Source organism: Mycoplasma sp. 2575, from assembly GCF_053851635.1.
This window is the reverse complement of sequence record NZ_JBSQBB010000002.1, coordinates 70,823-80,298: the sequence shown is the minus strand read 5'-3', so window position 1 is coordinate 80,298 and position 9,476 is coordinate 70,823. Positions and strand designations below refer to the sequence as shown.

10 protein-coding genes are annotated in these 9,476 nt (G+C 27.7%); 5 read left to right on the top strand and 5 right to left on the bottom strand.

Going from position 1 to position 9,476, the window contains the following annotated elements; translation table 4 throughout:
- The 3 genes from ACWXVU_RS00660 to rplA all read left to right on the top strand — a co-directional run.
- Positions 1-1,182 (top strand): hypothetical protein (locus tag ACWXVU_RS00660; protein ID WP_456011929.1); only part of this gene is annotated, 1,182 nt, incomplete at its 5' end.
- 295 nt (positions 1,183-1,477) lie between these two features.
- Positions 1,478-1,921, top strand: coding sequence for a 50S ribosomal protein L11 (gene rplK, locus ACWXVU_RS00655; protein ID WP_438340820.1), 444 nt, complete (start codon positions 1,478-1,480; stop codon positions 1,919-1,921).
- Positions 1,921-2,613, top strand: coding sequence for a 50S ribosomal protein L1 (rplA, locus tag ACWXVU_RS00650; protein ID WP_438340819.1), 693 nt, complete (start codon positions 1,921-1,923; stop codon positions 2,611-2,613). Before rplK ends, rplA begins: the two co-directional genes overlap by 1 nt.
- Before the next feature lie 108 nt (positions 2,614-2,721).
- On the opposite strand, the gene eno is transcribed toward rplA, so the two are convergent.
- Positions 2,722-4,098 (bottom strand): phosphopyruvate hydratase, encoded by a 1,377-nt coding sequence (gene eno / locus ACWXVU_RS00645; protein ID WP_456011928.1) that lies wholly within the window; start codon positions 4,096-4,098, stop codon positions 2,722-2,724.
- A 150-nt stretch (positions 4,099-4,248) separates the two neighbouring features.
- On the opposite strand from eno, the gene ACWXVU_RS00640 reads away from it, so the two are divergent.
- A complete protein-coding gene (locus ACWXVU_RS00640; RefSeq protein WP_438340817.1) occupies positions 4,249-4,950 on the top strand; it encodes a hypothetical protein in 702 nt (233 codons plus the stop codon).
- A 48-nt stretch (positions 4,951-4,998) separates the two neighbouring features.
- Positions 4,999-6,432, top strand: a complete 1,434-nt coding sequence (gene tig / locus ACWXVU_RS00635; protein ID WP_438340816.1) for a trigger factor — start codon at positions 4,999-5,001, stop codon at positions 6,430-6,432.
- 418 nt (positions 6,433-6,850) lie between these two features.
- Here the strand turns inward: tig and hpt are convergent, their stop codons facing one another.
- The 4 genes from hpt to ACWXVU_RS00615 form a co-directional block, all read right to left on the bottom strand.
- Positions 6,851-7,405 carry a hypoxanthine phosphoribosyltransferase gene (gene hpt, locus ACWXVU_RS00630; protein WP_438340815.1) on the bottom strand — a complete coding sequence of 185 codons (555 nt, stop codon included), beginning with the start codon at positions 7,403-7,405 and terminating at the stop codon, positions 6,851-6,853.
- The gene (locus tag ACWXVU_RS00625) at positions 7,375-8,046 is read right to left on the bottom strand and encodes a deoxynucleoside kinase (protein WP_438340814.1); all 672 of its coding nucleotides are present in this window, start codon (positions 8,044-8,046) and stop codon (positions 7,375-7,377) included. The genes hpt and ACWXVU_RS00625 overlap by 31 nt, the downstream gene beginning before the upstream one ends.
- Positions 8,047-8,204: 158 nt before the next feature.
- Complete coding sequence (locus ACWXVU_RS00620) at positions 8,205-9,077, bottom strand: tetrahydrofolate dehydrogenase/cyclohydrolase catalytic domain-containing protein (RefSeq protein WP_456011926.1); 873 nt, start codon at positions 9,075-9,077, stop codon at positions 8,205-8,207.
- A gap of 2 nt (positions 9,078-9,079) precedes the next feature.
- On the bottom strand, positions 9,080-9,256 hold the full coding sequence (locus tag ACWXVU_RS00615; RefSeq protein ID WP_438340812.1) for a DUF2188 domain-containing protein: 177 nt from the start codon (positions 9,254-9,256) through the stop codon (positions 9,080-9,082).
- Positions 9,257-9,476 lie beyond the last annotated feature (220 nt).

Here is a 9,476-nt window from a genome sequence, read left to right as displayed (position 1 = left end):
GAAAAACCAGAAAAACCAGCTGAACCAAAGAAACCAGAAAACCCAGAAACAAAAAACCCTCAACAAAAAACACCTGATAAAGAAAGCGATACTGATAAAAATCCTAATCCAGATAAACAAGGCGATACTGATCAATCAATGCAAGGCGATTCAGAGAATGATAAGCCAATTAAACCAGAAATTGAAACACCTGAATCAATTCAATTTAACAAAGACAAACAAGCAGTAATGCTTTTCGCTGAAAAAATTTCTAAGGTTGATATTTCAAAAAATAACTTTGTTGATGAACTTAAAAAAGAAGGGGCTGCGGCATTTAAAAAACTTGGTAAAAGTGATTATTATTTCAAAAATGTTTTAACAAAAGCATTTTCATTATTAATTAATCTTGACGATATCATTAAAAATAATGATAAAAATCCAAATGTAATCATTCAATTATTAGGTGAAATTGATAACATTTTTACAAAAAGCTTATTCAAAGGACAAATTGATCCTCAACTTAAAAAAGAATTTAACAAGAATGTTAATTTAGGTGTTGAATTGAATAAACTTAATGTTGATTCAGATAAAAAATCAATAGAAGAATTTAAAAAATTACTTGAAGATGAAAAAAAATTAAATGAACTTCTGAAAAAATTTGATATTAAAGAATTTAATTACGAAGATGAAAAACTTAATGATGCGCTTGAAAAAACTAAACTTTTACAGATAGATAGTATTCCACCACAAGCAAAAATTCAATTATTAGGAGAAATTAGTAAGCTATTAACAAAAACAGCAAGTGATTTACTTTTCCCTAATGGTAAAAATTTAAAATTCGAAGAAAAAACACAACAAGAAAAACAAATCGAAGAAGTTAAAACTATTGTTTCTATGGTTAAAAATCTAAAAATAGAAGCAAATGAATCTAGTTTTTCAAACCTTAAGAAAATGCTTGAAGAATACAAAGAAAATTACAAGAAAGATAATGATAAACTTTCTAAATATGGCCTTGAGGGAAACTCATATAATGAAAAATCAATTGACGAAGCAATAAAAACAACTGATGAACTAATCAAACTTTCAAAAATGAATAATTCAAAAGATGGCAATGATAAAAAATACCCAAATCTAAAAATTCAGTTGTTGGATCATTTAGTTAGATTATTAATGCCAAGTAGTGCTGACTTTTTACAAAACTAAAGCCCTAATAATTTTGTAAAGGTTATTATAAAGGTATCCGAATGTGGATACTTTTTTTATAAATTTAGTTAGAAAAGCATAAAAATTTCTAAAAAATTACTAATATAGAATTCTTATTGTGCTTCTATTATGCCGATATTATTTATTTTGATTAAATTTTACGATAAATATAATGAGTTTATTTTTATAAAATAAGTTATTTGCTATAATTTCTAGGTGCAATGTAAAATTGCCTAAAATGTGGAAGAATTTATTAATTCGTTTGAACCACAATTATCGAAAGGATTTTTTAAAAATGGCAAAGGAAATAGTAAAAAAAGCTAAATTACAATTTTTAGCTGGACAAGCCAAACCGGGCCCTGCATTAGCAGGTGTTGGTATTAACATGCCTGAATTTACTAAAGCTTTTAACGACCAAACAAGGGATAGAGGTTCGGAACCGGTTCCTGTATTAATTACAGTTTATAAGGATAAATCATTTATTTTTAAATTATTTACCTCACCAACATCATATAAATTGATTCAAGCTTCAAAAATTAAAAAAGGTAGTGGAGTTCCAAACAAAGAAAAAGTTGGTTCAATTACTTTGGAACAATTAAAAGAAATAGCGGAATATAAAATGCCAGATATGAATGCAATAACTCTAGAAGGCGCTATGCATCAGGTTGCTGGAACTGCTAAAAATATGGGTATTACAGTTGAAGGTTATGAAGAATGACTAAAAGGAAGTGCTAACTAATGGCTAAGAGAGTTACAAAAAACGCTAAAGTTTTAAAAACATTAGTTAACAAAAAAGATATTTACCCTTTAGCAGATGCAATTGAATTAGCTAAGAAGGCTTCATTTGCAAAATTTGACGAGTCATTAGATATTGCTATTAAATTAAATTTAGACACAAGAAAATCAGACCAACAACTACGTGGAGCTGTAGTGCTACCAAATGGTACTGGTAAAAGCATTAAAGTTTTAGTGGCTACTGATGAAGTTTCAGCGCAGAAAGCAGCATTAGAGGCCGGGGCAGACTTCGTTTATTCATCTTCAGAACTACCAGAAATTTTAAATCAAGATAAATATGAATTTGATGTGATTGTTGCCGATCCAAAAATGATGCTTGTTTTAGGAAAATATGGTAAAAAGCTTGGTCCAAAAGGTTTAATGCCAAACCCAAAGACAGGAACAGTTACAACAAATCCAGTTAAAGCTGTTGAAGAATTGAAAAAAGGTAAAGCAAATTACCGTGCTGATAAGGGTGGAATTATCCATGCCTCAGTTGGTAAAAAATCAATGCCTACTGAATTGTTGGCTCAAAATGCTGAAACCATAATTCAAACAGTTAAGAGATTAAAACCGCAAACTGTTAAGGGAACATATGTTTTAAACATTGTAGTTTCTACTTCAATGGGTGCTGCTGTTAAAGTGAAAATCGATTAATTTGTTTTAAAAAACTTGGCTTTTTGGCCAAGTTTTTTAAAACAAAAATAATAAAATTAGACCAAACCCATAACAATTGGGGATTAGGTCTAATTTTATTTTGATATATTATTTTAAATTATAAAATGTTTCTCTTCCTTTAAACTTAGCTCTATTTCCTAGCTCATCTTCGATTTTTATTAATCTGTTATATTTAGCGATTCTATCAGTTCTTGACATTGAACCAGTTTTTATTTCTCCGGTGCCAAATGCTACTGATAAATCAGCAATAAATGTATCTTCTGTTTCGCCAGAACGGTGTGAGATCACAGGAACTAAATTAGCTTCTTGAGACATCTTGATTGCTTTAATTGTCTCTGTTAATGAACCGATTTGGTTAATCTTAATTAATGAAGCATTAATTGCTTTTTTAGTAATAGCTTCCTTTATATATTGAGGATTTGTTACAATTAAGTCGTCCCCTACTAACTGAACCTTTTCACCATACTTTTCATTCATTGCAATAAATCCATCCCAATCATCTTCATGGTGTGAATCTTCAATTGAAATGATAGGGTATTTATTAATCAATTTACCAAAGTAATTCACAAGTTCTTTAGTTGTAAATTCGTATTTATTTTTAGCATATTTTTCAAAACCAGCTCTTTTATCTAATAATGCCTTCTTAAATTTCTTAAATACATACTTCTTCGTCTCTGAATCATATAGTTCCGAACATGCAGCATCCAAGCAAATTGCAATCGAATTTACGCCTTCTGTTGCAGGATTAAAACCAGCATCCTTAATTGCTTTAACAAGAAAATCAAGTGCTTCCTCATGGGTATGTAAATTAGGTGCAAAACCACCTTCATCACCCACTTGTGTTCCGTGTCCTGCCTTCTTAAGTAATTTAGCTAATGTATGAAATACTTTATTTGCCATTTGCAGAGAGTGTTTAAATGATTTGGCCCCTACCGGCATAATCATGAATTCTTGAAAATCAATGGTATTTGAAGCGTGTTCACCACCGTTAATAACATTTAACATCGGCACCGGCAAAGTAAATGAACTTGCACTAATTTGTTTTAAAGAAGCCAGATATTCATATAATGGCTTTTTAGCTTCGATTGCAGCTGCTTTTGCGCATGCTAGAGATACAGCTAAAATTGCATTGGCACCAAATTTTGATTTTGTTGGAGTACCATCAGCATCAATCATAATATTATCAATCAACTCTTGATTTTTTACATCATGCCCAATTAATAAACTAGCTATTTCATTATTTATATGATCGCAAGCACTTTGAACACCCTTTCCACCAAATCAATTATCTTCATATTTTGTTCCTTTATCACGTAGCTCTAAAGCTTCCTTTGATCCAGTTGATGCGCCCGATGGCACTAGAGCTTCAGCGAAAGCTTTTTTAGTGGTTATCTCAACCTTAACTGTTGGATTCCCTCTACTATCTAAAACTTCATATGCATATATTTTCTTAATTTTAGACATTCCTATTCTCCTTAAAAATTCTTTAAAAATAAAATTAATTTTCGTCATCTAATAACGTTAATTTTTTTATATATAAATTATAGAATTATTTATTAATTTAGAAGCAACATTATTTATTTTAATAATGTTAATAGTGTAAAATTTTATATTATGGATTTAATAGAAAAAGAATTTAATGATTTCATTGATAAAATAACAGAAATAAGATATGACGACCCGCTCAAAGCAATTTATCTCTTAGATAACTCGAGAAATAAATTTGTTATTGATGCAATGCAAAAAGAAATTGACGCTTTCAGAAATACTATATTATTTCAGATTAAAAAAAACAATTTAAAAACAAAAACCAATTTAGATACTTTATCGCTAATTAATTCATTAAAAAACAAAAAAATGGATTATATTTTTATGCTTAACTATAATGAATTAAAAAACCGAGATATAAATGAATATCTATCTGAATTTCAATTCTTTTTTAATGGAGATGGTTTTGACAACGGAGGATTTCAAACGCTAATATATGATTTATTGCAAACAAAAAATGTTGATTACAATTACAAAGTTAATAATATAATAATTAATCCTAAAATAGATGGTTCATTTTTAAAAAATGAGGCAATTGCTAAACTGGAAAAAGAAATATTAACAATTTACAGCAATGATGTAGCAAAAAGCAAAATCGCCAGACAAGTATTCAGTGCATATTTATTCAAAAATTGAATTAATATTTTAAAAAATAAAACTATTAGCGAATATGAAGAAATAATCAACGTTACTAAGGTTTTATTTGGCGAAAGTGATGAAAATTCACTATCAGATAATGAAAAATCATTATATTCATTATTTAAATAAATAATGTTATAATAATAACAATATTTTTTATTCAAGGAGAACAAAAAAATGTCAAGAAAATTCAATGAGGAAAATACCGAATTAATTATCGATTATACCATTAATGGCGAGGAGTGAACCAAGGCCTATGAAAAAGCCCAAAAATCATTAGCTAATGATGTTACAATTCCTGGATTTCGAAAAGGTAAAGCCCCTTTAAAAGAAGCTCTAAAAAGAGTTGATCCATTTAAAATTTTTAATAAAGTAATTCATGATAAATTTGATGATGTTTATAAAAATCATATAATTACCCAAATTAAAGACGAAGATAAAATTATTAATGATTATCACCCTAGTTTTGATGTTAGTGATTATTCTGACCAAGGTGCCACATATGTATTTAGATTCCCTCTATTTCCTAATGTAAATTTAGGTGAATATAAGAAACTTAATACTAAGTTAAACATTGCAAACATTGATAAAAAGATGATTGAAGGTACCAAAGAAACAATTCTAAAAAATTACGCTGTTTCCATTGAATCTAATGAACCAATAAAAATGGGTGATAGTGTAAATTTTGATTTTACTGGTTACATTAATGGTGAAAAATTTGAAGGCGGAGAAGCTGAAAAATTTGACATAGTAATAGGATCAAATCAATTCATTCCTGGCTTCGAAGAACAAATGGTCAATCTAAATCGTGGTGAATCAAAAGATATAAATCTTAAATTCCCTGAAACATATCATGCAAAAGAATTGGCTGGAAAAGATGTAGTCTTTAAAGTAAAAATTAATTCAGTTAAAACAAATAATTACCCAGAGGTAAATGATCAATTCTTAAAAGAAGCAAAAATAAATCCATTAGTAAACACTATCGAACAATTTAATGAATATGTTGAATTTGAAGCAACAAAAGCAGTTTTACAAGTAGCTTCGCAAACCTACACAGATGAAGCAATCAACGAAATCATCAAAAACTCTTCAATAACAATTTCTAACATAATTATTAATGAAGAAGCTGAAAAATATTATAAAAGTTTTATTCAACAGCTAAAACAAAAGGGGATTAGCGAAAGAGATTATTTTGAATTCACAAAAACCAATAAAGAGGATGTTCTAAAAACATATCAAGATGAAGCCTTTAAAAATCTTTTTAAATCATTTGTTTTAGGAAAAATTGTAGATGAGGAAAATCTACAAATCACTGATGAAGAATATGAAAATAAGGTTAATGAAATAGCTAAATCATATAATTTAAAACCAGAACAAATAAAAACCTTTGTTTCAAAGAAATCATTGGAACAAAATGAACTACCACATAAAATTTTTACTCTACTAGTTAAATTTAGCGATTCTGAAAATTATGAAAAATATAGAAAATTAGAAGAAAATATAAAACAATATGAAAAGAATGTTGAACAAGCTATTGTTAAAATGGTACAATCAAAACCTAAGGACAATGATAAAGAATCAACAACTAAGGCTGATAAGGCTGAAAAATAGATAAACGCAAAAATAAAAATGCAAGATTAAAGTCTTGCATTTTATAATTTCTTTTAATTATTCAGCAATGAGTGTATGCTTTGTGTATCAAGCAACAACTCTTTGTGGCAAGATAAAGAAAGTATAAAACCAAATGTTACAATACCTAATAGTCATTATTTAATAAATGAGCCAAATAATTTGTCCAGCTGTTCCATCAAATTTCAATCTTCTAGCACCTATAATAAATAGTGTGGTTTGCAATAAATTTTTGTCTTGCACAATAAACTCATGGTATAGCAATTCCTAATGTAAAAACAAGTGATAAAATAATTCCTCAACGGAATAAAAAACTGTAAAAAATCAATGTTTTAATGCTGAAACCTCATATATTGAAGAAGGCTCATTTTTGTTTGTTTTTTCCTTTATTTAATCACAATTAAATAATGCTTTTTTTAATTGTACCTATATAAGGCAGCTGTCTCATTTTTTCTTCTCAATCAAAACCAAAACCAACAACAAAGTCTTCTTTTTGAATAATAAAACCATAATTATCAGGCTCAAATTCCACAATTCTACCACTAGGTTTATTTAATAAAGTAAGGACCTTAAGACTCTTAGGATTTCTAGATTTCAAAATTGAGACAACCTTAGTCATAGTTTTTGCTGTATCGACAATATCTTCAACTATTAACACATCACGACCCTCGATATTATTAACAAGATCAAGAATTATCTTAACATTTCCTGATGGTTTGTCTTTCCCGTCATATGAACTAGTTATCATAAAATCCGTAATAAAATCTATGTTAATTGTTTTTATCAATTGAGCATAAAACGGTAAGCATCCTTTTAATAAACCGACAAGAATTAAGTTATTTGAATTTTTATATGTTTCATTAACTCAATTGCTTAGTTCAATTATTTTTGATTCCAATTGTTCTTGGTTGAAAAGAACTTTTTCTATTCGTGGATCAATTGTCTTAACTGCCATTGTTTTTCCTCTTCATCAATAATTTTTACTACTTGCTTATATACCTCATCCTCAGATAAATTGTTTGTATCGATAATTTTGTAATTAAGTTGAAAATCATCAGCAAGTTCTCTAAAAATTTTATAATAATTTTCATGCAAGTTCTTGAAATAATCGTAATTAAGATCTCAATTATCTATTTCAATAGCTCTACCTCGCTCAAAAATTCTTTTCTTAAAAGTATCAAAACTTATATCAAGAAATATTACTAAGTCCGGTAATTCGCTTTTTGTAATTAACTTAGAAAATAAGGCTTTGAAGCCATCAAAATATTTAGGTTCTTTTTTGCTAAGAATTAACTTAGCAAAAATATAATGTTCAATAGAAAATCTATCCAAAAACAAATGCCGATCTATATCGGGTTTATCTTGCAATTTATTATAAATTTCCATAAATTTTGCTGAATGGTTTTCAATAATAAAACTTTGAAAACTAATAGTTAAATTTTGTTTTTTCTCATATAATCACTTTAAAAAAGTATTGAATACCTCATCATTTTCTTCAAATTCATTCAGTAGTAAAGAATTTTTATAATGATTAGCTAATTTGGAAGAAAGCGAACTTTTTCCCGCAGCAATCATTCCACTTATTCCTATTATCATAAAGGCCCCCTAAATAAGAAAACTAAAAATATTTAAATTATTTTACTAAATGTTGTAATCAAAAAATAGTAAAAAAATAAAAAATAGCAATTTGTGTAATATGCTATTTTTTTATAAAAAAATAGTTAATAATTATATTAAAAAATATATAAAGTTAATTATAAATCTATCAATATTTTTGATAAAAAATTTGAATCGTTTTGCATATCATATGCCTTAACCAAATTAAGCATTAAGGCAATGATAGTCATGGGTCCAACACCGCCAGGTACTGGAGTTAAATATGATATTTTGTTATTTATCTTAGAAATATCAATATCACCGACAATTAAACCATTTATTCGATGTATTCCTACATCAATAAGGACAACATTATCCTTTAATTTTATTCCGTCCAGGCAGCCACGGCAGCCAGTTGCTACAACAACTAAATCATTCAATAATAAATCGTCCTTCGGAGTATTAATATCATATCTTCTTACATGAGACCCATTTTGCTCAAAATAATCAGCAAGCGGCTTTCCAACTATCTTGCTTTGACCGACAACGGCAATATTCATATTATTAAAATTAATTTGATATTTTTTTAATAATATAACAACACCAAGAGCTGTAGCAGGGAGAAATGAATTAAAATTAGTTAGAAAATTTGCTTCTTGATTCCATTGTGTCAAACCATCAATGTCCTTAGTTATATTAATGCAATTAAGTAACTCTTGTAGATTTTTGACTTTATCCGTTTGCAAAGGAAGCTGAACTAAAAAACCGGTTGTTTCTTTGTTCAGAATATCAATATTATGCTTTATTTCTTCTTCTGATACGTTTCTATTTAATTTTATTAATTTTGTTTTAAACCCAAGGAAATGAGCAATATTTAATTTATGCTTTATATATATATTAGATTCCTCAAGATCACCAACCTGTAATATACCTAAAATTGGCATTTTATCTTCTGCCATGTTTTGAAATTGCTTTTTTATTTTAGTTTGTATTTCTTCCTTAGTTTTTTTACCATCTAAAATATTGTACATTTTTATACTTTTCTAAATGCACCAGTCTTACTTTGCACATTAATTGACGTTGTATCCTTCAATGATTTTGCATAATCCATAGCTTCTTTTTGCGTTTTAAAAACTCTCAAAGCTCTTTGTCCTTTCGGGTTTTTTACTGCCCATCCATCAGGATGATTTACGACTAATCTCACTGCCATTATTTTTCCCCTTTTATTTTAAGATTTACAATAAAAATACTTTATATATTATAAAATCATACATTATTTTTTAATTAAAAATAAGCTATTTTATTTAAAAAAAATAAAAAAACTTTTTTGTTATTAATATATTTTTTTATCAAAAAACCGGATTAAATTATTTTCTAAACTTTACATCAAAAAATAGCAATAAAATAGGTTTTTACGATAATTGTAAAAT